General features: G+C 69.4%; 21 protein-coding genes and 1 pseudogene. 9 read left to right on the top strand and 13 right to left on the bottom strand.

Annotated features, from left to right (window positions below; genetic code table 11):
- Positions 1-75: 75 nt before the first annotated feature.
- From Q8N10_RS17395 to ppc, 5 genes are all read left to right on the top strand, one after another.
- The gene (locus tag Q8N10_RS17395) at positions 76-1,170 is read left to right on the top strand and encodes a ribonuclease Z (RefSeq protein WP_304777257.1); all 1,095 of its coding nucleotides are present in this window, start codon (positions 76-78) and stop codon (positions 1,168-1,170) included.
- Positions 1,171-1,180: 10 nt separating this feature from the next.
- On the top strand, positions 1,181-2,203 hold the full coding sequence (locus Q8N10_RS17390; RefSeq protein WP_304777256.1) for a glutathione S-transferase family protein: 1,023 nt from the start codon (positions 1,181-1,183) through the stop codon (positions 2,201-2,203).
- A gap of 61 nt (positions 2,204-2,264) precedes the next feature.
- The gene (locus Q8N10_RS17385; RefSeq protein ID WP_304777255.1) at positions 2,265-2,861 is read left to right on the top strand and encodes a TetR/AcrR family transcriptional regulator; all 597 of its coding nucleotides are present in this window, start codon (positions 2,265-2,267) and stop codon (positions 2,859-2,861) included.
- Positions 2,862-2,935: 74 nt separating this feature from the next.
- On the top strand, positions 2,936-5,107 hold the full coding sequence (locus Q8N10_RS17380; RefSeq protein ID WP_304777254.1) for a penicillin acylase family protein: 2,172 nt from the start codon (positions 2,936-2,938) through the stop codon (positions 5,105-5,107).
- Between the two features lie 81 nt (positions 5,108-5,188).
- The gene (gene ppc / locus Q8N10_RS17375) at positions 5,189-7,873 is read left to right on the top strand and encodes a phosphoenolpyruvate carboxylase (RefSeq protein WP_304777253.1); all 2,685 of its coding nucleotides are present in this window, start codon (positions 5,189-5,191) and stop codon (positions 7,871-7,873) included.
- Between the two features lie 6 nt (positions 7,874-7,879).
- On the opposite strand, the gene Q8N10_RS17370 is transcribed toward ppc, so the two are convergent.
- Both Q8N10_RS17370 and Q8N10_RS17365 read right to left on the bottom strand, forming a co-directional pair.
- The gene (locus Q8N10_RS17370) at positions 7,880-8,251 is read right to left on the bottom strand and encodes a hypothetical protein (RefSeq protein WP_304777252.1); all 372 of its coding nucleotides are present in this window, start codon (positions 8,249-8,251) and stop codon (positions 7,880-7,882) included.
- A 126-nt stretch (positions 8,252-8,377) separates the two neighbouring features.
- Entirely contained in the window at positions 8,378-9,673 is a 1,296-nt protein-coding gene (locus Q8N10_RS17365) for an SLC13 family permease (protein ID WP_304777251.1), read from the bottom strand.
- A 113-nt stretch (positions 9,674-9,786) separates the two neighbouring features.
- Here Q8N10_RS17365 and Q8N10_RS17360 point away from each other — a divergent pair, with 113 nt between their 5' ends.
- Positions 9,787-10,644, top strand: coding sequence for a hypothetical protein (locus Q8N10_RS17360; protein WP_304777250.1), 858 nt, complete (start codon positions 9,787-9,789; stop codon positions 10,642-10,644).
- Positions 10,645-10,933: 289 nt separating this feature from the next.
- On the opposite strand, the gene Q8N10_RS17355 is transcribed toward Q8N10_RS17360, so the two are convergent.
- Complete coding sequence (locus tag Q8N10_RS17355) at positions 10,934-12,433, bottom strand: NAD(P)/FAD-dependent oxidoreductase (protein ID WP_304777249.1); 1,500 nt, start codon at positions 12,431-12,433, stop codon at positions 10,934-10,936.
- A gap of 265 nt (positions 12,434-12,698) precedes the next feature.
- Here Q8N10_RS17355 and Q8N10_RS17350 point away from each other — a divergent pair, with 265 nt between their 5' ends.
- Positions 12,699-13,115: a rubrerythrin family protein gene (locus tag Q8N10_RS17350; RefSeq protein ID WP_304698448.1), complete on the top strand. Its 417-nt coding sequence runs from the start codon at positions 12,699-12,701 to the stop codon at positions 13,113-13,115.
- Here the strand turns inward: Q8N10_RS17350 and Q8N10_RS21080 are convergent.
- Positions 13,112-13,246 (bottom strand): annotated as a pseudogene (locus Q8N10_RS21080) (hypothetical protein); the annotation flags it as partial. The gene Q8N10_RS17350 and the pseudogene Q8N10_RS21080 sit on opposite strands and share 4 nt — an antisense overlap.
- A 67-nt stretch (positions 13,247-13,313) precedes the next feature.
- Here Q8N10_RS21080 and Q8N10_RS17345 point away from each other — a divergent pair.
- Positions 13,314-14,672: a heterodisulfide reductase-related iron-sulfur binding cluster gene (locus tag Q8N10_RS17345; RefSeq protein WP_304777248.1), complete on the top strand. Its 1,359-nt coding sequence runs from the start codon at positions 13,314-13,316 to the stop codon at positions 14,670-14,672.
- Between the two features lie 9 nt (positions 14,673-14,681).
- On the top strand, positions 14,682-15,278 hold the full coding sequence (locus Q8N10_RS17340) for a DUF3501 family protein (protein WP_304777247.1): 597 nt from the start codon (positions 14,682-14,684) through the stop codon (positions 15,276-15,278).
- A gap of 52 nt (positions 15,279-15,330) precedes the next feature.
- Here Q8N10_RS17340 and Q8N10_RS17335 read toward each other — a convergent pair whose 3' ends face one another.
- From Q8N10_RS17335 to Q8N10_RS17295, 9 genes are all read right to left on the bottom strand, one after another.
- Positions 15,331-16,449, bottom strand: coding sequence for a YeiH family protein (locus tag Q8N10_RS17335; RefSeq protein WP_304777246.1), 1,119 nt, complete (start codon positions 16,447-16,449; stop codon positions 15,331-15,333).
- Entirely contained in the window at positions 16,446-17,513 is a 1,068-nt protein-coding gene (locus Q8N10_RS17330; RefSeq protein WP_304777245.1) for an LLM class flavin-dependent oxidoreductase, read from the bottom strand. The genes Q8N10_RS17335 and Q8N10_RS17330 overlap by 4 nt, the downstream gene beginning before the upstream one ends.
- Positions 17,510-18,403 carry an aldo/keto reductase family oxidoreductase gene (locus Q8N10_RS17325; RefSeq protein ID WP_304777244.1) on the bottom strand — a complete coding sequence of 298 codons (894 nt, stop codon included), beginning with the start codon at positions 18,401-18,403 and terminating at the stop codon, positions 17,510-17,512. The genes Q8N10_RS17330 and Q8N10_RS17325 overlap by 4 nt, the downstream gene beginning before the upstream one ends.
- 184 nt (positions 18,404-18,587) lie before the next feature.
- Entirely contained in the window at positions 18,588-19,562 is a 975-nt protein-coding gene (locus tag Q8N10_RS17320; RefSeq protein WP_304777243.1) for an aldose epimerase family protein, read from the bottom strand.
- Positions 19,559-20,563 (bottom strand): UDP-glucose--hexose-1-phosphate uridylyltransferase, encoded by a 1,005-nt coding sequence (locus Q8N10_RS17315; protein WP_304777242.1) that lies wholly within the window; start codon positions 20,561-20,563, stop codon positions 19,559-19,561. The genes Q8N10_RS17320 and Q8N10_RS17315 overlap by 4 nt, the downstream gene beginning before the upstream one ends.
- Positions 20,560-21,693: a galactokinase gene (gene galK / locus Q8N10_RS17310; RefSeq protein ID WP_304777241.1), complete on the bottom strand. Its 1,134-nt coding sequence runs from the start codon at positions 21,691-21,693 to the stop codon at positions 20,560-20,562. Before galK ends, Q8N10_RS17315 begins: the two co-directional genes overlap by 4 nt.
- On the bottom strand, positions 21,690-23,807 hold the full coding sequence (locus tag Q8N10_RS17305; protein WP_304777240.1) for an alpha-galactosidase: 2,118 nt from the start codon (positions 23,805-23,807) through the stop codon (positions 21,690-21,692). The genes galK and Q8N10_RS17305 overlap by 4 nt, the downstream gene beginning before the upstream one ends.
- The gene (locus tag Q8N10_RS17300) at positions 23,807-24,658 is read right to left on the bottom strand and encodes a class I SAM-dependent methyltransferase (RefSeq protein WP_305663962.1); all 852 of its coding nucleotides are present in this window, start codon (positions 24,656-24,658) and stop codon (positions 23,807-23,809) included. The genes Q8N10_RS17305 and Q8N10_RS17300 overlap by 1 nt, the downstream gene beginning before the upstream one ends.
- Positions 24,659-24,665: 7 nt before the next feature.
- A complete protein-coding gene (locus Q8N10_RS17295; protein WP_304777238.1) occupies positions 24,666-26,117 on the bottom strand; it encodes a cobyric acid synthase in 1,452 nt (483 codons plus the stop codon).
- Positions 26,118-26,145 lie beyond the last annotated feature (28 nt).

Here is a 26,145-nt window from a genome sequence, read left to right as displayed (position 1 = left end):
CTGGCTCTTGACCAAAACTAGTGACAATATGAGTGCCAATACATTCCCGGGTCAAGCCGGGCGGGAGGGACGAAGATGTCGAAGCGTCGGATAGCAGCCCTGGTTCTGATCGGGCTGGTCGCGGTGGGCCTGGCCGGCGCCTGGCTGATGCGGGGCAGGATCGCCACGGCGACCATGGAGAGAATCTATCTGGAGGTCATGGCCCGCGACCCCTACGCCGATCTGCCGGACGGCCTGCATGTGGGTCTCTGCGGCTCGGGTTCGCCCATGCCCGACCCCACCCGCGCCGGGCCCTGCACCGTGGTGCTGGCGGGCCAGAAACTGTTCGTGGTCGACGCCGGCGCCGGGAGCACCAAGAACCTCTCCCTGATGAACCTGCCCCCGGCCCGCGTGAACGCGGTCTTCCTGACCCACTTCCACTCCGACCACATCGACGGCCTGGGCGAGCTGATGCTGCAGCGCTGGGCCAGCGGGCCCAACACCAGCCCGCTGCCGGTCTACGGCCCCACCGGGGTCGATCAGGTGGTGGCGGGGTTCCAGTCGGCCTACGTGCTCGACCGCGGCTACCGGGTCGCGCACCACGGCCCCGCCGTGACGCCCCCCAGCGGCTTTGGCGGCGCGGCGCGGTCCTTCGAGGCGCAACCCAACCTGCCGGACGTCACCGTGATCGACGAGCCGGACCTGAAGGTCATCGCCTTCCCCGTGCACCACAATCCGGTGGAGCCGGCGGTGGGCTACCTGTTCATCTACAAAGGCCGGCGCGTGGTGATCAGCGGCGACACAGCGGCCTCGCCGCGCCTGGAGGCCGCCGCCAAGGGCGCCGATCTGCTGGTGCACGAAGGACTGTCGCCGGAGCTGGTGGGCCTGCAGCGCAAGGCGGCCCTGACCGACGGGCGCGCCAACCTGGCAGCCATCTTCCACGACATCCTCAGCTACCACACCACCCCTGAACAGGCCGCCGGCATCGCCCAGCGGGCGGGCGTGAAGTCCCTGCTGTTCACCCACGTCATCCCGCCCCTGCCGAGCCGCGCCCTGGAAGGCCCGTTCCTGGGCAAGTCGCGAGAAATCTTCGAAGGTCCGATCCGGGTCGGCCACGACGGCGATCTGATGAGCTTGCCCGCGGGCTCCACCGAGATAACCTATTCCAAGCGGCTCCAGACCTTCCGCTGAGGAGATCGGCATGACCGACCCTATCGCCCTTTCCGGCGCCCCCGGCTCGCCCTACACCCGCAAGATGCTGGCGGTGCTGCGCTACCGGCGGATCGCCTACCGGTTCCTGCCCCCCAGCGGTCCGGCCCTGGCGGGCCTGCCGCAGCCCAAGGTCGCCCTGCTGCCGACCTTCTACCTGCCTGATGAGGCCGGAACGTTGCAGGCGGTCACCGACTCCACCCCGATCATCCGGCGGCTGGAGCGGGAGCACGAAGGCCGCAGCCTCATCCCTGCCGATCCGGCCCTGGCCTTCCTCAACGAGCTGATCGAGGACTATGCCGACGAGTGGCTGACCAAGGCCATGTTCCACTACCGCTGGGCCTACGAGGCCGACATCGCCAAGGCCGCCGCCATCCTGCCCTGCTGGCGCGGGTTCTGCGTACCCGACGAGGAGCTGGCGGCTCGCGGCGCGATGTTCGCCGAGCGCCAGATCGGTCGGCTGCGCTACGTCGGCTCCAACGCCGTGACGGGTCCCGTTATCGAGGCGGCCTATGTCCGCTTCCTGAAGGCCTTCGACGCGCACCTGACACGTCAGCCCTACCTGCTGGGTCATCGACCGTCTTCCGCGGATTTCGCCGTGTTCGGCCAGCTGACCCAGCTCGCCGAGTTCGACCCGACGCCCATGGCCCTGACCCTGAAGACAGCGCCGCGCGTCACTGCGTGGGTCGGGATGATGGAGGACCAGTCGGGGGTCGAGCCGACTGATGACGGCTGGAACGATGTCGCAGCCCTGCCGCAAACCCTGATCGCCCTGCTGAGCGAGATCGGCCGGGTTTATCCGCCGGTCATGCTGGCCAATGCGCGGGCGGTGATGGCGGGCGCTTCGGAGGTCGAGGCGGTGGTGGACGGCCAGGCCTGGAGCCAGCAGCCCTTCCCCTACCAGGCCAAGTGCCTCCAGTGGCTGCGTTCGTCGCGGGCGGATCTGGAGGCCGGCGCCCGGGCGCAGGTCGATTCCATCCTAGCCCCCACCAGATGCATGGCCCTGTTCGCCTGAAGACTGGCGCGGGACGGCAAGCGGGCCTAATCACCGGTTGTGGGCTGGGTGAGTAGATCGCGTGACCGAACGGGCTGAAGTGAATGTGGCGGAGCCGGCGGGCTCCTCCGACGGCCGGCGGCGGCGCGGCGAGGACAATCGCGCCCGCATCGTGGCCGCTATGCTCGAGATCGTGCAATCGGGGGAGATCGCCCCCAGCGCCGAACAGGTGGCGGTCCGGGCCGATGTCGGCCTGCGCACCGTCTTCCGTCACTTCAGCGACATGGACAGCCTCTACCGCGAGATGTCCGAGGCCATCGAGGCCGAGGTCCAGGCGGTCGCCGGCCAGCCCTTCCAGGCCGCCGACTGGCCGGGTCGGGTCGTGGAGCTGGTGGGCCGCCGCGGCGTGGCGTTCGAGAAGATCGGTCCGTTCCGCAAGGCCTCCGACGCCTTTCGCCACCGGTCGCGGTTCCTCGGGGATGACGCAAACCGCCTCTCCCGGCGGCTGCGGGAAATCCTGGAGCGGGTCGTGGGCGACGCGGTCGACACCCCGACCCTTGAGGCCCTCGACCTGCTGTTGAGCTTCGAGGCCTGGTCGCGCCTGCGCGAGGAGCAGGGCCTCTCGGTGGAGCAGACCCGCGCGGTGCTTGAATCCGCCGCCCGGCGCCTGATCGCCTAGCGCCCGACAGGGTGACACCGGTTTCTGGGAACCGCGGCGTTGCCGTGGCCATGGCCAGACCCTAGCGTCGCGGCATGCACATGCTCCCGCGCGTCCTCGCCTTCCTCGTCCTGATCGCCCTCGCCACGCCGGCCGCGGCCGATGACCGGCCGGGGTGGGAAAAGCAGGCCGCCGCCGTCACCATCGTCCGCGACGACTGGGGCATCGCCCACGTCCACGGCAAGACCGACGCTGACGCCGTGTTCGGCATGGTCTACGCCCAGGCCGAGGACGACTTCAACCGGGTGGAGACCAACTACATCAACGCCATGGGCCGCCTGGCCGAGGCTGAGGGCGAGACGGCGATCTGGCAGGACCTGCGGATGAAGCTGTTCATCGATCCCGCCGAGCTCCAGACCCAGTACGCGCAAAGTCCGGCTTGGCTGCAGACCCTGATGACCGCCTGGGCCGACGGTCTCAACTACTACCTGGCCACCCACCCGAAGGTGACGCCCCGGGTGATCAGGCGCTTCGAACCCTGGATGGCGCTCTCCTTCACCGAGGGCAGCATCGGCGGCGATATCGAGAGCATCTCGCTGCCCCAGCTTGAAGCCTTCTACGGCGGCCGCCAGACCTCGATGGGTGAGGAACAGGTTGCCCTGGCCCGGTTCAGGGAACCTTCGGGCTCCAACGGCTTCGCCATCGCGCCGGCCAACACCACGGCCGGTCACGCCCTTCTGTTGATCAATCCCCACACCAGCTTCTTCTTTCGCTCCGAGCAGCAGGTGAGCAGCGACGAAGGGCTGAACGTCTATGGCGCGGCGACCTGGGGGCAATTCTTCATCTACCAGGGCTTCAACGCCAATGCCGGCTGGATGCACACCTCCAGCGGCGTCGACGTGATCGACGAGTTCGCCGAGACCCTGAGCGCCGACAGGCTGACCTATCGCTACGGCGCCGAGACCCGCCCGGTCGCCTCCAAGCTAATCACCGTGCCCTACCGCGCCGCCGACGGCTCGATGAAGGCCAGGACCTTCACGACTTACCGCACCCACCACGGCCCGATCGTCCGCGAGGCCGACGGCAAGGCGATCAGCGTGGCCCTGATGCACCGTCCGATCGCGGCGCTGAGCCAGTCGTTCCTGCGGACCAAGGCCACTGACTACGCCAGCTACATGAAGGTCATGGCGTTGCAGGCCAACTCCTCCAACAACACCCTGTTCGCCGACTCCAAGGGCGCGGTGGCCTACCTGCATCCCCAGTTCATTCCCAGGCGCGACGACCGGTTCGACTATCGCGCGCCGGTGGACGGGGCGAACCCGGACACCGACTGGAAGGGGCTGCACGCGGTCACCGAGGCGCCGCACGTGCTGAGCCCGCCCAACGGCTGGATCACCAACACCAACAACTGGCCCTACTCCGCCGCCGGAGCCTACAGCCCCAGGCAGGCCGACTTCCCGCGCTACATGGACTCAGCCGGAGAGAACCCGCGCGGGATCCACGCCATCGCGGTGCTGAAGGACCGCAAGGACTTTACGCTGTCGGCTCTTCTCGCGGCGGCCTACGACCCGCATCTCACCGCCTTCGACCAGCTGATCCCGCCGCTGCTGGCGGCCTATGACACGACCCCGGCCACCAGTCCGCTGAAGGCCAAGCTCGCCGACCAGATCGGCCTGCTGCGGAGCTGGGACCGCCGGTCGTCGGCGGAGTCGGAGGCCACCTCCCTGGCGGTGTTCTGGGCCGAGCAGCTGTGGGGCGAGGTGGCGGTGGCGGCGCGGGCGGCGCGTCGTCCGGTCTATGACGACATGGTCAGCCAGACCACGTCCGAGCAGAAGCTGGCGGCCCTGGCCACCGCCTCGGACCGGCTGGCCGCCGATTTCGGGAGCTGGCGCACCCCCTGGGGCGAGATCAACCGCTTCCAGCGGCTGACCGGCGACCTGGTCCAGCCGTTCAGCGACGCGGCGCCCAGCCTCCCCGTGCCCTTCGCCTCGGCCCAGTGGGGTTCGCTGGCCTCCTTCGGGGCCGGCCGCAAGCCCGGGACCAAGCGGTACTACGGGACCAGCGGCAACAGCTTCGTCGCCGTCGTGGAGTTCGGCGCCAAGGTGCGCGCCCGGGCGATCTCGGCCGGCGGGGAGAGCGGCGATCCGGCCTCCAGGCACTTCAACGACCAGGCGGAGCGCTACGCCGCGGGTGACCTGCGGGAGGTCTACTTCTATCCCGAGCAGGTCGCCGGCCACACGGAGCGGACCTATCGGCCGGGGCGTTGAGGTTTGGGCGTCGCATGAAGTGGTACTGCGGGTTGCAGGACCGATGACACCGGTGTCATAAGCGTTCGTCGAGAGGTCGTCATGCCACATTCCCTGCCGGTCCAGCTCCGCGCCACGGTGCGTTTCCTGGGACGTATCCTGGGCGACGTCATCCGTTCGGAGGATGGGCAGGCGGTCTATGACGAGATCGAGCAGATCCGCCAGGCCTCGGTGGCCCTGCACAGGAATGGCCCGGGTGTGGGCGACAAGGCCGTTGAAAGCCGGCTGAGCGCCCTGTCGCTGCCCGATGCGGTGCGTTTCGCCCACTCTTTCGCCTGCTTCCTGCAGATCACCAACATCGCCGAGGATCAGATCCAGCGCCGCCGCGGCCGCGAGGCCGAGGGCCGCGCCGACACCCTGGCCGGGGCGATGCGCAGCCTGGCCGACGCCGGGATCGACGCCGACCAGGTGGCCGCGCTGCTGGCCGACGCCGTGATCGCCCCGGTGATCACCGCCCACCCCAGCGAGGTGCGCCGCAAGAGCCTGTTGGACCGCGCCGGCGCCATCATGCAGGCGCTGGAGGTCCACGACACCCCAGACCTGCCTGCCCGCGCGGCCCATGAGCGCGAGCTGGTCCGGCAGATCGCCATCATCTGGCGCACCCGGCTGTTGCGCGGCGTGAAGCTGGGGGTCACCGACGAGATCGAGAACGCGGTCTCCTATTTCGAGCGCAGCTTCCTGACCGAACTGCCCAGGCTCTACGCCCACTGGCGGGAGCTGACCCCTGGCGTTGATCTGCCCAGCTTCCTGCGGGTGGGGTCCTGGGTCGGCGGCGACCGCGACGGCAATCCCTTCGTCACCGCCGAGATCATGCGGCACGCCTTCGCGCGTCAGGCCCGCGCGGCCCTGGACAGCCACCTGGCGCGGATCAACGCCCTGGGCGCAGAGCTCTCCATCTCCGCGACCCTGGCCCGGATCACGCCGGAACTTCAGGCCCTGGCCGACCGCTCGCCCGACACCTCCCTGAGCCGGGCGCAGGAGCCCTATCGCCGGGCGCTCACCGGCATCTATGCCCGGCTGGCGGCGGCCTATCCCGCCCTGACCGGCGGCACGCCCCGCCCGACCCCCTTCCGCACCCCGCCCTATACGAGCCCCGAAGACTTGAAGGCCGATCTACAGGTGCTGCAGGACTGCCTGATCGCCCAGCATGGCGAGGTGTTCGCCGAGGGCGCCCTCCCCGACCTGATCCGCGCCGTCGATTGTTTCGGTTTCCACCTGTCGACCCTGGACATGCGCCAGAACTCCGCCGTCCACGCCCGGGTGGCCGCCGAACTGCTGAAGGTGGCTGGGGTCTGCCCCGACTATGAGGCGCTCTGCGAGGAGGAGCGCTGCGACCTGCTGGTCAAGGAGCTTTCCCACGGGCGGCTGCTGCACTCACCTTACGCCACCTACAGCGAGGAGACGGCCAAGGAGCACGCGGTCCTGCAGGCCGCCGCCGAGGCCGTGCGGCTGTACGGCCCCGAGGCCATCAAGGCCTATATCGTCTCCAACACCACCTCGGTCTCCGACCTGCTGGAGGTCTACCTGCTGCTCAAGGAGGTAGGGCTCTTCAAGCCTGACGATCCGAGCAGCACGCGGATCTTCGCCGAACCTCTGTTCGAGACCATCGCCGACCTGCGCGACGCGCCTGAGACCATGACCCGCTATCTCGCCCTGCCCCTGGTCCGGCGGCTGCTGGCCGCCACCGGCCGGCAGGAGGTGATGATTGGCTATTCCGACAGCAACAAGGACGGCAGCTATCTCACCTCCACCTGGACCCTGCACCAGACCTCGACAGCCCTGGTGGAGGCGACGAAGGCCGCGGGCCTGTCCCTGCAGCTGTTCCACGGGCGGGGCGGCACGGTGGGCCGGGGCGGCGGCTCGAGCTTCGACGCCCTGCTGGCCCAGCCCGTCGGCACCGTGAACGGCCATATCCGCATCACCGAGCAGGGGGAGGTGGTGGCCAACAAGTACGCCGATCCGCAGCTGGCCCGGCAAAGCCTGGAGACCCTGACCGCCGGGGTGGTGCTGGCCTCCCTGCGCCAGCGCGACGTGAGCGCGCGCGCGGCCCACGCGGAGATCATGGACAAGCTCTCCGACGCCAGCTTCCGCGCCTATCGGGCCCTGGTCTACGAGACCAGGGGGTTCGCCGACTACTTCTTCGCCGCCACCCCGATCGCGGAGATCGCCGACCTGAACATCGGCAGCCGGCCGACCTCGCGCCAGGCCACCCGGACCGTCGAGGGCCTGCGCGCCATTCCCTGGGTGTTCTCCTGGTCGCAGGCGCGCGTCATGCTGCCCGGCTGGTACGGCTTCGGCTCGGCGGTGGAGGCCGCGGGCCTGGCGCCCGAGCAGCTCCAGGACCTGCACCAGACCTGGCCGTTCTTCTCCACGACCCTGGCCAATATGGAGATGGTGCTGGCCAAGGCCGACATCGCCATCGCCCAGCGCTATGCCGGACTGGTGGAGGACCGCGCCCTGGCCGAGGCCATCTTCGGCCAGATCCGGGCGGAGATGGAGCGCACCACCACGGCCCTGCTGACCATCACCGGCCAGTCGTCCTTGCTCGAGAAGAACCCGGACCTGGCGGCGATCATCCGTTCACGCCTGCCCTATATCGATCCGCTCAACCACCTGCAGATCGAACTGATCCGCCGGCGGCGCTCAGGCGACGACACGCCAGAGGTGCGGGAGGGCATCCACCTGGCGATCAATGGGGTGGCGGCGGGCTTGCGGAACTCGGGGTAGACCGGGTCAGAGACAGACGGCGTCGATCTCGTCGGATCGTCCGAGGACCCGGCGCAGGCCCTCGATCTGCCGGGGGTTGGCCGACCAGGCGAGGTCGCCGGATGTCCGGTCCCGCTCCGACACGGCGTCGTCCAGAATCCAGGATCGGATGCCCCAGTCACGCTCCAGCGCCTGGGCGAGCTCGACAGCGCCGCGCCGGCCGGTGGGCGGATTGGCGATGACCGCCAGGGTGGGCTGGGCATTGGTGGCGACAGCAATGGCCATTCGAGCACTGTCGACCGGGCCGACAGCATTCACGCCATTTTGAAACAGGCTATCGAGAAGATGATCCGCGAGCTTTGCGTCACTGCAAACAACAAGAACGGTTTCCGAGGTCATGTCATGCATCATTGTCCCAACTATCTCTCCCGACTGTCCTGAGGATATAGCCTCTGGCAGGGAAATTGGGCGCCCTCTACAGCTTGACAATCACGTGATGCTCGCGAAGTCCGGTGCTCCCGGCGGTTAGAACGGGAAGAACACCGGGATGGCCGCGGCCCCGACCGCCCAGGTCAGGAGGTTGAGCGGCACGCCGATCTTCACGAAGTCCATGTAGGAATAGCGGCCCAGTTGATAGACCAGCACATTGGTCTGGTAGCCGAAGGGCGTGGCGAAGGCCGCGCTGGCCGCCATCATGATGCCGATCAGGAAGGGCCTGGGGCTGACGCCGAGGCTTTCAGCCAGGGCCACGGCCACCGGGGTCAACAGCACGGCGACGGCGGCGTTGGAGAGAATCTCGGTGAGCAACAGGGTCGCACCGTAGAGAAGGACCAGCGCCAGGCCCGGACCCAGGACCTCGACCCATCCCACGAGGGCGTCGGTAGCCAGGGAGGCGAGGCCTGTCACCTCCAGGGACAGACCCACCACCACCATGCCGGCGATGAGCAACAGGATTTCCGGCCGGAGCCCCTTGTAGGCGTCGTCGATGCTGATCACCCGCATGAGGACGAGGAGCACGGCGCCGGAGAAGGCCGATGCCGCGATGGGCGCGATCCCGAAGGCCGCCACCACCACCACGGCCACGAAGACGACGAGGGAGGCGATGGCCTCGAAGGGCCGGAAGACCGGTGAGGCGGGCGCCAGGTCCGGGTCGTCCCCCGTGGCCTGCGCCGCCTTGGCGGGAAGCGCCTCGGCCGGCTCGGGACTGCTGGCGCCGCTGAGCAGGCGGCCGCCGAACAGGAACAGGTAGACCCCGCCCACCAGGGCGACGATCAGGGCGACAGGGGTCACCTCGAACATGCCGAATCCCGGCTGGCCGGCGTTGCGGGCCATGTCGTTGACCAACAGGTTGGTCGAGGTGCCGATCAGAGTGCAGGCCCCGCCGAGGATGGTGACGTAGGACAACGGAATGAGGAATCGCTTGGGCGACAGGTCGAGGGACTGGGCCACATCGCGCACCACCGGCGCCGACAGCACGACGATGGGGGTGTTGTTGAGGAAGGCCGAGGCGGCGCCGCAGACCACGATGACCAGCCAGATGCCGAGCGCACCCAGCCGGGCGCACAGGCGGGTCGCATAGCGGATGGCCAAGCCGAGCAGGCCTGACAGCTCCATGGCGTAGGCGATGACGAAGAGGCTGGCCAGGGCGATGATCGCAGGGCTGGCGAAGGCGCCCTGCACCTCGACCGGACGGATCGTCCGTGTGCCCAGCAGCACGGCGGCGCCGGCCAGGGCCACCACGTCAGAGCGGAGCTTCCCCCAGATCAGGGCCGCAACCACCGAGACCAGGACCGCAAGCGCGATCAGTTGGTGGGCGGTCATCGCGGCGCAGACGCAGGCTGTAACAGTGAAGCTTGCTCCTCGTTCCTGAGCCCCGCGCCCAGAAATCTCTGAGGAACTGTCAAAATGCCGCCGCCATCTGCTAAGGTTCGTCGATGTCTGATGATAGACCGGCGACGCCTCGTCGCAAACTCTCGCTGATCGCGCCGCTCAGCATCGCCGCCGTCGGCGGCGCGGTTGTGCTGTTCGCGGTCTTGAGCCGGCCAGACGCCCCCGAGCCCGCCGCTCCCGCGCCGGCGCCGCCACCGCCGGCGGCCCCCATCGCCGCCGCGCCGCCGCCCGCCCTGACCCGGGCCGACCTGGTGGACGCCGCCGACCTCGCCACGACCGCCTTCGCCACGGGCGCCGAACCCGCCGCCAACCGCTCGCCGCTGATCGGACGGACCTTCCGCCTGGACATCGCCTTCGGCTGCAACGGCCCCAGGACCGGCGCGGACAGCAGCCAGGCCTTCGCCGAGTACGACATCGACAAGGGGGTGCTGCGCCTGGTGGCGCGGCCCGTGAACCTGACGCCCCTACCGCTGGTGAAGGACCTGGATGAGACGGCCGAGATCGAGGCCGTCGAGGGATTCTGGATACCGCGCCCGTGGGCCGCGTCCGAGACCTGCCCGCCGAAGCGGACCTTCGAGGTTCAGGCGACGCCGTCCCCGCCGGCCGCCCAGACCCTGGCCCTGGCCCAGGTGTTCGAGACGTCCGGCTCGCGGGTGTCACGGCGGGGTGACCGACCCTACGAGTTCGTCCGCAAGGTGGACAAGGCCGACACCTCGGTGCTCTCCCACACCTATCGCCTCCGCCTCGAAGGCCGGCTGGTGGGCTTCAAGGACGGTCAGGCCCACCATTGCTGGAGCGAGTCGCCCAACCATCGGCCCATCTGCCTCTACGCCGTGGCCTATGACCGGGTCGCCTTCCTGGACGGCGACACCGGCGAGACCCTGAGCGAGTGGCGCGACTAGAGCATGATCGCTTGAGACGGAACCGCGCAGCGGTCCCGGCTCAGGCGTGAATCATGCTCTCGCTTATATCTGGAGCCTGATCCGGGACCGGCTCGAAGTCTATGCCTCCAGGGTGAGAACCATCTCGTAGAGGCGCGGGCGACGAAGCCAGCACCTCCTCTCCCGCCTGCGGGAGAGGGTAGGGTGAGGGCTCTTTCTGACGTTCCGTTGTTGCTCCAAGGCCGAGACGCGCAGCCCTGCTGCGCGCCCCCTCACCCTACCCTCTCCCCCTGAACGGGGAGAGGAGTCCTCACTTGTAGACGAAGGCCTTGTCGTCGAGGTCGATGGCCGGGAACTGGTCCTTCTCGGTGAGGTAGTCCTGGCTGTGGCGCCATTCGGGCTTGTCGCCGCTCTTGGGCAGCAGGTGCATGCCCCGCATCAGGTAGCCGGGATTGAAGTTCTCCGGGTCGATCCAGGGCAGCAGCGGCATGTCCTTGTCTTCCGGACGCAGGGCGACCTCGACCTTCTTGGCGCCCTTCTTGTCCATGTGATTCAGCAGGCGCAGGACGAACTCGGCCACCATGTCGGCCCGCAGGGTCCAGGAGGCTCGGAAGTAGCCGAACACCCAGACCATGTTGGGCACGCCGGTGAACATCATGCCGCGATAGGTGACGGTGTCGCCAAAGTTCAGCTTCTTGCCGTCGATGGTGAAGTCGATGTCGCCCAGCACGCAGAGCTCGAAGCCGGTGGCGGTGACGATGATGTCGGCCTCCAGCTCCTGGCCCGACTTCAGCAGGATGCCCTTCTCGGTGAAACGGTCGATCTCGTCGGTGACGATGGAGGCCTTGCCCGAGGCGATGCCGCGGAACAGGTCGCCGTCCGGGATGAAGGCGATGCGCTGACGCCAGGGGCGGTAGCGGGGGGTGAAGTGCTTGGCCACGTCGAAGTCCTCGCCCAGGAAGGCGCGCACGCCGCCCAGCAGCTCGGCGGTGACCGCCTCGGTGTCCTCCACCGCCCGGCGGGCGAAGGCGTCGCCGTCATGGACGATCTTGCGACGGACGATCTCGTGGATCCACTTCTCGTCGATCTTCAGCTCGCGCAGGGTGTCGGCCAGCTCATTGGCGTTGCGGCCCGGAATGAAATAGGTCGGCGAGCGCTGCAGCAGGGTGACGTGCTCGCAGTCCCCGGCGATGGCCGGGACGAGGGTCGCGGCCGTGGCGCCCGAGCCGATCACCAGGACCTTCTTGCCCTTGTAGTCGAGGTCGGCCGGCCAGGTCTGGGGATGGACGATCTTGCCCTTGTAGTCGGTCATCCCCTCCCACTCGGGCGTATAGCCCTTGGCGTGGCGGAAATAGCCCTGGCACATCCACAGGAAGTTGGTGGTGAAGCGCAGGCGCTCGCCGGTGTCGGTGCGCTCGGCCTCCAGGGTCCAGAGATTGTCCTGGCTGGACCAGACGGCGCTGAGGATGCGGTGCTTGTAGCGGATGTGGCGGTCCAGATCGTTCTCTTCGATCACCTCGCCCATGTAGCGCAGGATCTCGTCGGCCGTGGCGATGGGGGCGCCGACCCAGGGCTTGAAGTGATAGCCGAAGGTGTAGAGGTCGCTGTCGGAGCGGATGCCGGGATAGGTGTGGGTGGTCCAGGTGCCGCCGAACTTGTCCTGGTTGTCCAGCACCACGAAGCTGGTCCCCGGCCGCTCCTTGGCCAGGTGATAGGCGCCGCCGACCCCGGAGATGCCGGCGCCGACGATCAGGACGTCGAAATGCTCGGTCTTCTGGGCGGGGCGCGACAGGGTGGCGGCTTCGGACATGTCTGTGATCCCATGGCGCCGGAGCGCGGTTTCCTCATCGCCAAGGTTCAGGCCCCCGAAGGGACCGGCCTTGATCAAGATCAAGATAACTTATCAACGATCACAAATGAAAGCCCGATCGGGTGGGCGGGCCGGTCATCGAGCGGGTCTATGCTGTGGATAGATTAATTCGATTAGGTCTATGTCGGAAAGCGCCCATAGTGGCGATTGAGCAAGGCTGGGCCTCGACGCCCGGACACCCTTCGACTCATAGGGAGATGACCAGATGACGCTTGCCACCAGCAAGACCCTGCAGAACCTGAAGGACGCCTTCGCCGGCGAAAGCCAGGCCAACCGCCGCTACCTCTACTTCGCCCAGAAGGCCGACATCGAAGGCTATAACGACGTGGCCGCGGTGTTCCGCTCCACCGCCGAGGGGGAGACCGGCCACGCCCACGGTCACCTTGAATTCATGGAAGGCGTGGGCGACCCCGCCACCGGCCTGCCCATCGGCGGCACCGAGCTGAACCTCAAGGCCTCCATCGCCGGCGAGACCCACGAGTACACCGACATGTATCCGGGCATGGCGCGGACCGCCCGCGACGAAGGCTTCGACGAGATCGCCGACTGGTTCGAGACCCTGGCCAAGGCCGAGAAGTCCCACGCCGGCCGTTTCCAGCGGGCGCTCGAGACCCTGGGTTAGAGACGTCGGGACTGGGTCGCGGTTTCGCCCATCTTTCCGTAATCCCGGACGGCCGATAGGCCGATCCGGGACCCAGGGCCCCAGCCCGCCGCCCCTGGGTCCCGGCTCTCCGCTACGCTGCGGCCGGGATGACGTGAACGGTTGAGAACGGAGCGTGACCCCCAAGGGGAGAATGACTCCCATGTCTGGAGGTCCCAGGTGGACGAGAGCCCGAAAACCACCGCGCGGGAGGGGAGCCTCGATGCGCCGTTCCGCCATCCCATCGCCTGGCGCGACGAGGCCTATTACGACCTGGCCGCCGTCGAGGCGGAGATGGAGCGGCAGTTCGACGTCTGTCACACCTGCCGACGCTGCTTCAATCTGTGCGACAGCTTCCCACGCCTGTTCGACATGATCGACGAGGCGCCCACCGGCGAACTCGATAGCGTGGCCAAGGCCGACTACGCCAAGGTCGATGAGGCCTGCACGCTTTGCGACATGTGCTTCCTGACCAAGTGCCCCTATGTGCCGCCGCACGAATTCGACATCGATATCCCGCACCTGATCCTGCGCTACCGGGCGGCCAAACGCCGCGCGGGGCAGAAGGACTTCGTCCGCGACCAGCTGGGCCAGACTGATCGCAACGGCAGGCTCGCCAAGCCGCTGGCGGGGCTCGCCAACTGGGCGACGGCGCGAAAGAACACGCCGCTGCGCGGGCTGCTGGACGCCATCGCGCAGATCGACGCCGAGGCCGAACTGCCCAAGTATCACGCCAAGACGGCCACCGACCGGCTGAAGGCGCCCGTGCCGGCCAACCCCCAGGGCCCGGCCTTCGGCCTGCGCAAGGCGGTGATCTACGCCACCTGTTTCGTGGACTACAACCAGCCCGATACGGCGGTGGCCGCGGCCCGCGTGCTGGCGCTGCAGGGGGTGGAAACGAGGCTGATCTATCCCGAATGCTGCGGCATGCCGCAGCTGGAGGCCGGCGACCTGACCGAGGTGGCCGGGCGCGCCCAGCGGATCGCCCTGGCCTTCACCCCCTGGATCGCCGACGGCTACGACGTGGTGGCCCTGACCGCCTCCTGCGGCCTGATGATGAAGTTCGAATGGCCGTTGATGCATCCCGGCGACCACGCGGTGGGGCGGCTGGCGGCGGCCACGCGGGACATCAGCGAATACCTCCTCGACATCGCCCGCACCGAGGGGCTCGCGCCGGGGCTCTCGACCGTCGAGGGCGGGATCACCGTGCACCACGCCTGCCACGCGCGGGCGCAGAACATGGGCCAGAAGTCGGCCGACCTGCTGCGCCTGATCCCGGGCGCCAAGGTCGACGTGGTGGAGCGCTGCTCGGGCCACGGCGGCACCTTCGGGATCATGAAGGCGACGCGGCCCGCGGCCCTGAAGGTGGGCAAGCCCACCACCCGCCAGGTGGCGCAGAAGGCCAACGCCGAGCTCTGTTCCGACTGCCCGCTGGCCTGCAAGCACATCGGCCAGATGCTGATCGCCGAGACCGGCGACGCCGCCCAGCCACGACAGTCGCACCCCATCGAAATCTTCGCCCGCGCCTACGGGCTCTAGGAAACCGCCATGCCGCTGAGTGAGCGCCGGATCGTCAAGGCCGACCTGCTTCCCGACGCCGAATTCGCCAAGGTGCGGGGGGAACGGCGCAAGGCCCTGCTGCCCACCAAGCGCCTGCGCCGCATCGACCTTGGGCCGATCTGCTCGTTCTATTTCGAGAGCTTCGAGACCATGCTGTTCCAGGTCCAGGAGATGCTGCTGATCGAGAAGGGCGGCGAGGCCCAGCTGGCCGACGAGCTGGCGGCCTACAACCCGCTGATCCCACAGGGCTCGGAACTGGTGGCCACGGTGATGTTCGAGATCGAGGACGAGGTCCGCCGCGCCGCGACCTTGGCGAGGCTGGGCGGGGTGGAGGACCACTTCTTTGTCCAGGTCGGCGAGGACCGGATGGCCGGCGTTCCCGAGGGCGATATCGAGCGGACCCGGGAGGACGGCAAGACCTCGTCGGTCCACTTCCTGCGGTTCGCCTTGAAGCCGGAACACCTGGCCCAGTTCCGTGACCCGGCGGTGAGCGTGGCCATCGGCTGCGCCCACGAGAGCTACGGACACCTGGCCCTGCTGAGCCCCGCGACGCGCGCGGAGCTGGCCCGGGACTTTGCTAGCTAGAGTCTTTGCTTGTCGCGTTACGGGCGCCGAAACCGGCGTCCACTTTCGGCTGTCACGCTCCGAGCAGCAGCATCGCCAGGACCCAGCCCAGCACCACGGCAGTCTCGGCGACGATCAGCAGGACCGGCTTCCAGCCGACATAGGCCAGCTCCTTGAGGGAGGTCTTGGCGCCCAGGGCGGCGATGGCGGTGACCAGGCACCAGCGTGACGCCTCGCCGGTCTGGTCCATGAGGCTGGCGGTCGCGACGCCCGAGGAATTGACCGCCACCAGGGCCACGAAGCCCAGCAGGAACATCGGGACCAGCGGCGGGCGCTTGCCCGAGGGGCCGGCGGCCATCTTGGACCGGAACACCAGGGCCACCACCACGATGACCGGCAGCAACAGGGCGACGCGGAACAGCTTGACGATGGTGGCGGTGTCGCCGGTCTCCTTGGAGACGCCGTAGCCGGCCCCCACCACCTGGGCCACGTCGTGGATGGTGGCCCCCAGGAAGACCCCGGCCTGCGTGTGGGTCAGGCCCACGGCCGCGGCGATCAGCGGGTAGAGCACCATGGCCACGGTGGAGAGCGTCGTGACCCCCACCACGGTCAGGGTGGTGTCCCGCTCCCGGGTCGGCGAGGGCGGCAGGACCGACGACAGGGCCAGCGCCGCCGAGGCGCCGCAGATGGCGACAGCGCCGCCGGTGAGGATGCCGAAGTCGGGCTTGAGTTTGAAGGCGCGCGAGAGGCCCCAGCCGGCCAGGATGGTGAGGACCACGCCGCCCGTGGCGATCACCAGCACCTCGCCGCCCAGGGAGTTGATCTGGTCGATGGTGATCCGCGCGCCCAGCAGGGCGACGCCCAGGCGCAGGACCGTGCGGCCCATGAAGTCGATGCCGGGACGGCAGCGAGGGTCCTGGCCGACGAAATTCACCGCCATGCCCAGCAGCAGCGCAAACAGCATGACCGGCGCGCCGTAGTGGTCGGAGAGCCACGAGGCGGCGAGCGCCACCACGACGGCGATCAGGCCGCCGGGCAGTATCCGCTGGCCCGCGCGGTAGAGCCGCAGATAGGCCGGCGTGCCGGCCGGGGCCGGGGCCAGAACCGGGACCCCCTCGAGGGAATCGAAGGACGCGAAGGCGAACTCGTGTTGCTCGGGCTCCCCCACCCGTGGGTCGCCCTGAGGGGTCACGGCAGCAGGGGCCCGTGGTTCAGCCGTGGCAGGACGTGGCGCGCGAAGAGGTCGGCCTCGGCGGCGTGGGGGTAGCCTGAGAGGATGAAGGCGTCGATGCCCATGGCCTGGTAGGCCTGCAGCTTGGCCAGCACCTGGTCGGGATCGCCGACGATGGCCGCGCCGCAGCCCGAGCGAGCCCGGCCGATGCCGGTCCACAGGTTGGCCTCGGCGTAGCCGTCGTCCGAGGCGTTCTCGCGTAGTTCGGCTTGGCGGCGCACGCCCACCGACTGGCTGTCAAGGGACTTGGCGCGGATGGCGTCGCCGACCGGCGCGTCCAGGTGCGACAGCAGGCGGTCGGCGGCGGCGCGGGCCTGCGCTTCGGTCTCGCGGACCACCACGTGGACGCGGTAGCCGAACTTCAGCTTACGGCCGTGTTTGGTGGCGCGCGCGGTCATGTCGGCGAGGATCTCCTTCACCGCCTCCTGCTTGTCGGGCCACATCAGATAGACGTCGCAGCCCTTGGCGGCCGCCTCCCGAGCGTCCTCCGACAGGCCGCCGAAATAGAACTGCGGCGACTTGCCCGAGACCGTGCGGATGCGCGGCGGCTCCACCTTCAGCTTGTAGAACTCGCCATCGAAGTCGAGCGCCTCGCCGTTCAGCAGGGTGCGCAGGATGTGCATGGTCTCGACGGTGCGCTGGTAGCGCGGGGCGCTCGGCAGGGTCTCGCCGGGCATGTCGCTGGAGATGATGTTGACCGTCAGGCGGCCGCTCAGCATCTGGTCGATAGTGGCCAGCTGCCGGGCCAACTGCGGCGGCCACATCTCACCGCAGCGGATGGCGGCCAGCAGGCGCATGCGCTGCAGCAAGGGCGCGATCCCGGCCGCGAAGGCCAGGGTGTCGATCCCCAGGCCGTAGCCGGAGGGCAGCAGGATGTTGTCGAAGCCGCCCTTCTCCGCCGTCAGGGCGATGTTGCGGCAATGCTCCCAGCTGGACGCCAGGGCCGGGTCCGGCACGCCCAGGAATTCGTAGTCGTCATCGCAGAGCGCCGAGAACCAGGAGACTTCGCAAGGGGCCTGGGTCACGGCAGGGGAGCTCCTCTGGCGGCGGTGAGAACGGCGTACCACTCGGGACGGGTCAGCTGGACCGCGAGGGCCTTGGCGGCCTCGGCGATCCGCTCGGGCTGTTGCGAACCGATGATGGGGATGGGTCCCGCAGGGTGAGCCAGCAGCCAGGCATAGGCCGCGACCGTGCGGGAGACGCCGTGGGCCGCCGCCAGCCTGTCCAGCTCGGCGCGGACCGCCAGGACGCGCTCGTCCGTCGACGGACCATCCGCCAGGCGGCCCTGGGCCAGGGGCGACCAGGCCATGACGCCCATGCCGGTTTCCAGCGCCTGATCCAGGGTCCCGTCATAGAGCGGGCCCACCAACAGGGGAGAGAACTCGATCTGCACGCAGGCGATGGGGAAGGCCAGGTGCGCCTGCAGGGCGGAAACCTGGGCGGCGGTGTGGTTGGAGAGGCCGACCTCGCCGATCTTGCCGGCGCTGCGCAGGCGGGTCAGCACCTGGGCGACCTGCGCCGGGTGGGCCAGGTGGTCGGGGCGGTGGATCTGATAGAGGTCGATCTTGTCGATCCCCATCCGCGAGAGCGAGGCCTCGACCGCGCTCTCCAGGTAGGCGGCGCTGGAGTCGTAGGGCGTGCCCATGACGATGCCGCCCTTGCTGGCCAGCACGACCTGGTCGCGGATCTGCGGCGCGTCCTTCAGCACCTGTCCGAACAGGGCCTCGGCGGCGCCGAAGGGCTCGTCATTGTCCGGGCCGTAGATGTCGGCGGTGTCGAGAAAGGTCAGCCCCGCGGCGAGCGCGGCCTCGACCCGGGCGCGGGCGGCCTTCACGTCGGAGCCCTTGAAGCGCCACATCCCCCAGGCCATGGGCGACACCGCGAGCGAGCTCTTGCCGAGGGACAATTTGGTCATGGGTCTGGATGCCGCCTGCGGATAGAAAAATATGCTCAATAGCTGCGAAGTTCAGCAGTGATCGGCGACGGGCGGAACTGCAAGTTCTCCCGCGCCGAAAATCAAACAGCTCGACGCCGCCAGGCCTTCTCCACCAAGATCTTCGCGACCGTCGCGGCCGCCTGTCACCTTAACCGATCAGGCTCTAGGCGCTGAGCTTGAACACCGTCGTCGACTTCCAGATCACGCCCGGACGCAGCAGGGTCGGGACGAAGTTCGGGTGGTTCGGGGCGTCCGGGAAACGCTGGGTCTCGAGCGCGACACCGCCAAAGCCGGTGAAGACCTGCAGGCCAGGTTCGGTCGTGTCGATCTGCAAGGTGCGCCCCACGCCTGGGTGATGCAGTCTCGCGGCCGGCGCCAGGGCTCCGCGCCCCTTCGGACGCAGGACGAAGTTGTGGTCCAGGTCCACGGTCAGCAGCCGCGGCTCGCGGAAATCGAAGTCCGTGCCGGCCACCGGCGCGATTTCCCCGGTGGGGAGCAGGGCCTCGTCGACCGGCGTGTAGGCCTCGGCGAAGACCTGGAATTCGTGGTCCCGCGTATGGCGTCCGTCGAGGCCGCTCAGGTTCCAGTAGCTGTGGTTGGTGAGGTTGATCACCGTCGGGGCGGTGGTGGTGGCCTGGAAGTCCAGGCGCAGCTCATTGCCGCGGGTCAGTTCGTAGGCGACCTGCACCGCCAGCTCGCCGGGAAAGCCCTGGTCGCCGTCGGGGCTGACCAGGTTGAGGGTCAGCCGCGCCCCGACCCGGGTCTCCTGGGCCTTGGCGGTCCACAGCCGCTTGTCGAAGCCTTCGACACCCCCATGCAGGCTGTTCTCCCCCTCGTTGCGGGTGACCTGGTAGTCGCGCCCGTCGATGGAGAACCAGCCCTTGGCGATGCGATTGGCGTAGCGGCCGATCAGGGCGCCGAAGTAGCGGGGGCTGTCGAAGTAGCGCTCCAGCTCGTCATAGCCGAGCACGACGTCGTCCAGCTCTCCGTCGCGGTCCAGGGCGCGAAGCGACTGAACCGTGCCGCCATAGGTGAGGATGCACACCGACATGCCATGCACATTGGTGAGGGTGTAGGCCTCCACCGGCCGTCCGTCCGGCGCCCGCCCGAAGGGCCTCATGGTGATGGGGGCGTTCATGTCAGGTCCCGCAGACGCGCCGCGGCCTCCTCGGGCGTCAGGTCGCGTTGGGGCATGGCCAGCATCTCGTAGCCCACCATGAACTTGCGCACCGAGGCCGACCGCAGCAGCGGCGGATAGAAGTGGGCGTGCAGGGTGACGTGTGGGTGCGCGCCGCCGTCCGTGGGCCGCTGGTGGAACCCCATGGTGTAGGGGAAGGAGACCTCGAACAGCCGGTCATAGGCCCGGGTCAAGCGCGAGAGAATGTCGGCAAGACCGGCGCGCTCAGTGGACGTCAGTTCATCCATGCCGGTGACCGACCGGCGCGGCAGCACCAGGGCCTCGAAGGGCCAGGCCGCCCAGAAAGGGACCAGGGCGACAAAGGTCTCGTTGGCGCAGATGATCCGCTCGGCGGCCGCCAGTTCGCGCCTGAGATAGGACGCCAGCAGGGTTTCACCATGGGCCGCGAACCACTCACGCTGGCGGTCTCCCTCGCGGACCTGCTCATTGGGAACGTGCTGCTGGGCCCAGATCTGGCCATGGGGGTGCGGGTTGCTGGCCCCCATCATCTCGCCCCGGTTCTCGAAAATGGTCACCGCCCCGATGTCGGCCCGCGCGGCCAGTTCGGTGAACTGGGCGGTCCAGGTCTCGACCACGGGTTCGATCTCGCCCGGGCTCATGCCGGCCAGGGTGAGGCTGTGGTCAGGGGTGTAGCAGATGACCCGGCAGAGGCCGGCCTCCGGCTCGCGCACCAGGAGGGGGTCGTCGGACCCGCCTTCCACCTGACCCGGCAGCAGGGCCGGATAGTCGTTGTCGAAGACGTAGACCCCCTCGTAGTCCGGATTGCGAACGCCGCCGGCCCGCATAACCCCGGCGCAGAGGTAACAGGCCGGGTCGTGGACCACGCGCTCGGGGACCGCGGCCTCGCTGGCCGCGCCTTGCCAGGGCCGGCTGACCCGCTGGGGCGAGACCAGGACCCAGTCGCCGGTGAGCAGGTTGAGGCGGCGTTCGGGACGGCTCATGCGAAGACCTCCGACGCACCCGCGACCGCGCGGCAGGCGAAGGCGTCGGGCGTCGCGCTGATCAACGCGCCATAGGCCGCGACGATGCTGGCCTGAACGGCCTCGGCCGCGGCGCTGTCCACCAGGGCGATGACGCAGCCGCCGAAACCGCCACCCATCAGTCGCGCGCCATGCACCCCGGGGGTGGCCTGGGCGATGGCGGCCAGTTGATCGACCACAGGCAGGCTGACCTCCATGTCGTCGCGCAAGGACGCGTGGGACTGGTTCATCAGTGCGCCCAGGGCGGCCAGGTCGCCGGCGGTCATGGCGCTCACCGCCCGACCGACGCGGGCGTTTTCGGTCACCACGTGGCGGCAGCGCTTGGCGGCGGCGCCGCTGAGCCTCTGCAGGGCGGCGGGCAGGTCGGCCTCGGCCACATCCCGCAGGGTCGGAACGCCCAGGGTGCGGGCGGCCGCCTCGCAATCCTCGCGTCGCTGCTTGTACTCGCCGGCCACCAGCTGGTGATCGACCATGGAGTTCACCAGCAGGAAGCTCGCCCCGTCCGGCAGGGGAACCGGCGTGGCCTGCAGGGAGCGGCAGTCCAACATCAGGGCCCCACCCTCGACGCCGTTGGCGCTGGCGAAGCTGTCCATGATCCCGCAAGGCATGCCCACGAACCGGTTCTCCGAGGCCCGGGCCCAAGTGGCCACCTGGGCGCCGTCGGCCTGGATTGCGGAGAGCGCCAACAGGGCGCGGGTGACCGCCACCTGCAGGGCCGCCGACGAACTGACACCGGCGCCGACCGGGACGTCCGAGGCGATCATCATGTCCGCGCCCGCGATCGGCAGGCCCGCCTCCAGCAGAATCTTGGCGGGGCCGGCCACATAGTCGGTCCAGTCGCCGCATGGGGCGAGACGGTCGAGCCTGGCCTCCATCTCCCGCCCCAGGGTCTGGGAGACCACGCGCAACAGCCCGAGGTCGTTGGGCGCGGCCGCCACCACGCACCAGCGGTCGATGGCGGCGGGCAGGACGAAGCCTTCGGAGTAGTCGGTGTGCTCGCCGATGATGTTGATACGGCCGGGCGCGCGAAACAGGCGCGGCTCGGCCCCGAAGCGGACCCGGAAATCGGCGGCGAGGGCGGCGAGGGTCACGGCGCGATCCGCGTCAGGCGGAAGACCGCGATCTCTCCAGCGCGCAGCACCGGCAGGGGTATGCCCGTCCGCGCCAGCATGTCGCCGCTGGCGACGAGGGTGTCACCCTTCACGAGAGGAATGCGCCGCTTCATCACGGCGAAGGGCCGCTCGGGCGGGTTGATCATGACGATCTCGAATTCCGCCTGGGGCTCCAGGCCGATCACGCGGAGGGGCGCCAGAGCCGCGGCCCTGGAGGTCTCCACCTGGGCGGCGGAGACCAGGACACTCCTCGCTCCCAGATTGGCGAAAGCAAGGCAGTCGGGATGCTCCAGGCGCAGGGTGCGCCCGGCGTGCAGGTCGTCGCGCAGGGTCTTGTGCAGGGCGATGGCCGCAGCCAGCTGGTCGCGCTCAACCTGGCTGAAGGCCCGCAGGTCGGCCTCGATCCCCATGTGGCCGCCCAGGGCGGTCATGGCGCGAAGGTCCAGGCTGGCGGTGCGCGCGGTGGTGTGGCTGGCGGCGGCGCCCACGTGAGATCCCATGACCTCGGGCGGGAAGAAGATCGAGAAGCCGCGCTGGATGACCTGGCGCTCGATGGGATCGTTGCAGTCCGAGGTCCAGATGCGGTCGGTGCGCCGCAGGATCTCATAGTCGGCCCGGCCGCCGCCCGATGAGCAGCTCTCGATCTCGACGACCGGGTGGGGGGCGCGCAGACGGTCCATCAGGGCGTAGACGGCCAGGGTCTGATTGTGGACCGCCGCCCGCCCGCCGCTGAGCGCGTGGGTCAGGTCGCGGTTCATGTCCCACTTCAGATAACCGATGGCGTTGCGGCTCAGCAGGGCGTCGAGCTGTCGGTAGATGTTGTCGGCCACCTCGGGCCGGGTGAGGTCCAGTACGTACTGCCCCCGCCCCAGGGGCTGGTCGCGGCCGGGGTCGCCGAGGATCCAGTCGGGATGGGCGCGCAGCAGGTCGGAGTCGGCGTTGGCCATTTCCGGCTCGACCCACAGACCAAACTCCATCCCCAGGCCGCGGACGTGGTCGATGAGCGGCGTCAGGCCGTCGGGATACTTGGCGGGATCGACGGTCCAGTCGCCCAGGCCCGAGCGGTCGTCGGGGCGGCCCTTGAACCAGCCGTCGTCCAGGACATAGCGTTCGGCCCCGGCCTCCGCGGCCAGGTCGGCCAGGCCCTTCAGGGTGGCCAGGTCGTGGTCGAAATAGATCGCCTCCCAGCCATTGTAGTGCACCGGCCTTGTCTTGCCCCTCAGGCGGCCACCGAGGATCACGTCGCGGACGAAGGGATGCAGCCGGTCGGAGATTCCGTTCAGCCCGCTCTCCGAGCGCGCCATGTAGAGGGCCGGGCTCTGGTAGCTCTCGCCCCGCCCCAGGATCACCTCGCCGGGGTGCAGCAGTTCGCCGGCCTGGACCTGGATGCGGCCGTCCCTCAGACGCTCGGCGAAGATGCGGTGGTCACCGCTCCAGGCCAGGTGCAGGGCGAAGGCCTCGCCGCGGGTCTCGCTGAAATGGGGCTCCCCCACCACCGCGAAGGGCGGGGCGTAGTGGGAGGTGCGGCCAGTGCGGTTCTCCTTGGCGATCAGGCCGGTGGAGAGGATCTGGCGAACCGGCGCGAACTCGCGGGTCCAGCGGCCGTCGAACAGCAGCAGGTCGTTGTGGGGACTGTCGAGGGCGCCCGCCGCCAGCCAGTCGAGGGTCAGGGGCTCGGGGCCGGTGTTGCGCAAGGTGGTCCGGCTGGTGAGCACGCCGGTGGCGGCCTCCAGGCTGAGGCTCAGGGTCAGCTCGATCCCGGCGGCCGCGTCCTCCAAGACCAGGGTCGCGGCGCCGGAGGTGAGATCGGCGTCGCGCAGGGTCATCTGGCTGACCACCTGCGCGCCATTGCGGTGCGCCAGCAGGCCGGGGTGACCGGTGAACCCCTGCCCGGCCTCCGGCAGCCAGCTCAGCCGCTCTCCACCGTCCAGCATGCCGTGCGGAATGGCGCGGATGGCGAGCCGGGCCAGCGCCGGGATGGGATCGGCGGGGCCCAGGTCAGGGCCCCAATAGACCAGGCGCGGCGCCCCGGCCTCGGTGGTGAGGAACACCAGGCTCTCAGCCCCGCCGTCCAGCCGGAAACCCTGGGCCATCACGCGGCCGCCTTCGGAGTCATGACCAGCCAGGGGGTCGGGCGGATGCGCCATTCCCACACCGCGATCAGGTGGTCGAGGTGCCCCTGGGCGGCCAGCCAGGCCGGCAGGGGCACGCTCTTGCCCTGCTGGTCCAGGCGCTGGATGTCGTGGGTGGCGGAAAAGCGCGCCTGGATCCGCTGCAGGACGCCCTGCCTGTAGACGTCATGGGTCTCCACGATGAGGCTCATCCTCGCCAGGGCGGGCGAGAGGTCGGGGCGCAGCAGGTCGTCCTCGGCGCCTTCCACGTCCATCATCACCAGGGTTCTGCGGTCGGCGAACTCCTCGAAGCCCTCCGGGGTGAAGGTCTCGCGGACCACCACCCGCTCGGCGACGCCGTTCTTGGCCGCCAGGTCGGCGCAGGCGCGCCGGGCCTTCTCCACGATGTCATAGGCGTAGACGGTGACCCCGGGCATCAAGCGGGCCAGGCCCACGGCGTAGTAGCCCTCCGCGCAGCCCACATCGACGATGCAGTCGAACCCCTCGCCGGCGAACCGGGCGATGGCCGGGTGCAGTTCCGACTCGTAGGAGCCCAGCAGGCGGGGGGCGAGGGCGCCTTCGGTGGCTTCGCCCACATAGTCCATGCCCGCGAAGGGGCCGCTGAGGATCTTGGCGCCTTCCCGCCGAAGCAGGGCGTCGGCGATCAGCCGCGAGCGCCAGATCGCCAGGACCCGCAGCACCGTGCCGAGTTCAGGCTCGGTCGCCAGGGGCGGATCGCGCGTCACCCGCGCCTTGATCCAGGCGGCCACGGTTTCGAGGTTGTTCATCGGCCGACCATAGCCGCCCGCCCGGGGGACAGGCCAGACGCTCAATGCACGCTCAGGGGCGCAGACCTGCGATGGCGGCCAGGGCCTCGATGTCGAAGGCCTGCCCCAGGGCCAGGGCCAGCTCGTCCAGGGCCGCGTCCACCGCCGCGCCGTGGTCGCCGCCCTGGGACGCCGCGCCCAGTTGCGCCAGCAGGGCGGCGCGCGCCTCGCCCGTATTGAACAGGCCGTGGACATAGGCGCCGGCGATGGCCCCGTCGGCGGAGACCGCGCCGCCGGGCGCGCCGTCATCCCCCACCAGGAACGGCCGGGCGAGGCCGGGTCCGGAGGTGCGGCCCAGGTGGATCTCGTAGCCCTCGAACCGCGCGCCGCCGGTGAGGCGGCCGGCCGTGGGCGCCAGCACCTTGTCGCCCGCCAGCACGGTCTCGATGTCCAGCAGGCCAAGGCCCGGGGCGCTGCCCGCGGGGCCCTCCAGCCCGAGGGGATCAGCCACGGCGCGGCCCAGCATCTGGAAGCCGCCGCAGATGCCCAGCACCCGGCCGCCGCGCCGGACGTGGGCGGCGAGGTCGATGTCCCAGCCCTGGGCGCGCAGGAAGGCGAGGTCAGCCAGGGTGGACTTGGTCCCCGGCAGAATCACCAGGTCGGCGTCGCCCGGCAGGGCGGTCCCGGGGGGCACGAACACCAGGTCCACCTGCGGCTCGGCGCGCAGGGGGTCGAGGTCGTCGAAATTGGCGATCCGCGACAGCAGGGGCACGGCGATCTTCGTCTTCGCGCCCGTGCTCGGATCGAAGACCAGGGCGTCCTCGGCGGGCAGGCGGCGGGCGGCCGCCAGCCAGGGCGCCATGCCGTAGTCGCGCCAGCCGGTGCGGGCCACGATCTCCGCGCGGCCTGCGTCGAACAGGGCGGGGTCGCCGCGGAACTTGTTGATCAGAAAGCCTTTGATCATCGCGGCGTCGTCAGGATCGAGCACCGCGTGGGCGCCGACCAGGGCGGCGATCACATGGCCCCGGTCGATGTCGCCCACCAGGACGACGGGCACGCCGGCGGCCCGGGCGAAGCCCATATTGGCGATGTCGCCGGCCCGCAGGTTGGTCTCGGCGGGGCTGCCCGCGCCCTCCACCAGCACCAGGTCGTGGGCGGCCTCCAGGCGGGCGAAGCTGTCCAGCACCACCTCCAGCCACGCCCCCTTCCGGGCCTGGTAGGCGGCGGCTTCGAAGGTCCCGACCGCCTTGCCCCGGACCACCACCTGGGCCCCGGTGTCGCTCTGGGGCTTGAGCAGGACGGGGTTCATGTCGACGGTGGGCGGGACCCGGCAGGCCAGGGCCTGGAGGGCCTGGGCGCGGCCGATCTCGCCGCCGTCGGCGGTGACCGCGGCGTTGTTGGACATGTTCTGCGGCTTGAAGGGGGCGACCCTCAGGCCGCGGTTGGCGAACAGCCGGCAAAGGCCGGCGACCAGCACCGACTTGCCCACATCGGACCCGCAGCCCTGGATCATCAGCGCGGCCATGGGACCCTCCAGAGGAGCCGCGGCGGAG

The organism is Phenylobacterium sp., from assembly GCF_030693625.1.
GTDB lineage: Bacteria > Pseudomonadota > Alphaproteobacteria > Caulobacterales > Caulobacteraceae > Phenylobacterium > Phenylobacterium ferrooxidans.
Note: the sequence above shows the minus strand (reverse complement) of the source record. Positions and strands in the feature narration are given on the sequence as shown.